Origin of the sequence: Streptomyces sp. NRRL F-5135 (genome assembly GCF_000719775.1) — a bacterium.
Lineage (GTDB): Bacteria > Actinomycetota > Actinomycetes > Streptomycetales > Streptomycetaceae > Streptomyces > Streptomyces hebeiensis.
This window is the reverse complement of the sequence record NZ_JOHR01000059.1, coordinates 1-781: the sequence shown is the minus strand read 5'-3', so window position 1 is coordinate 781 and position 781 is coordinate 1. Positions and strand designations below refer to the sequence as shown.

Sequence of the window (781 nt, the reverse complement as noted above, 5' to 3'; positions counted from 1 at the left end):
GTTCGTCGTGGAGTTGGCGGATGCGGAGGGGCGTGCGGCTCGTGCCGCCGTGGAGCGTGATGGTGCTCTGGGGCGGTTGGAGCGGGGGGCGGGTGATCTGGATCTGATCGTGTCGAAGGTGTTGCCGGACGCGATCGGTGGGTTGCGTTCGGGTGGGTCGGCGGAGAGTGTGCTGGGTGGTTTGGCGATGCCCGGGGAGCCTCGGCTGGCGTCTTTGGTGGAGGTGGTGGTCAGGGAGCTGGCGGTCAGTGAGCGGCGGGCGGCGGCGGCGCAGGCGGCGAGTGCGAAGGCGTTGAGCCGGGTGCAGGCGAAGGCTGTGAGCATGCTGGCGGATCTGCGGGAGATGCAGGACCGGCATGGTGCGGAGGTGTTCGGTGATCTGCTCAGGCTGGATCACAATACGTCGCAGCTGGGGTTGTTGACGGACCGGCTGGCTCTGTTGATGGGGGGCCGGGCGAGTCGTTCGTGGAACAAGCCGATCGGTATGGAGTCGATTCTGCGGGGTGCGGTGGGGCGGATCGCCGCGTATCAGCGGGTGCGTCTGCACTGTTCGAGCAGGGCGGCGATCGCGGGGTTCGCGGCGGAGCCGGTGATGCATCTGCTGGCCGAGTTGATGGACAACGCGGCTAATTTCTCGCCGCCGATCGATGAGGTGCATGTGTATGTGGAGGAGCGTGCGGCCGGGATCGTGGTGACGATCGAGGACAGTGGTCTGAAGATGGCGGCCGCGGCGATGCGCCGTGCGGAGGAGGCCGTCTCGGGCCGTGTCACCGACCTCGCC

General features: G+C 67.7%; 1 pseudogene. It reads left to right on the top strand.

The window, feature by feature from the left end:
• Positions 1 to 781, top strand: a pseudogene (locus IG02_RS0135465) (ATP-binding protein); the annotation flags it as partial.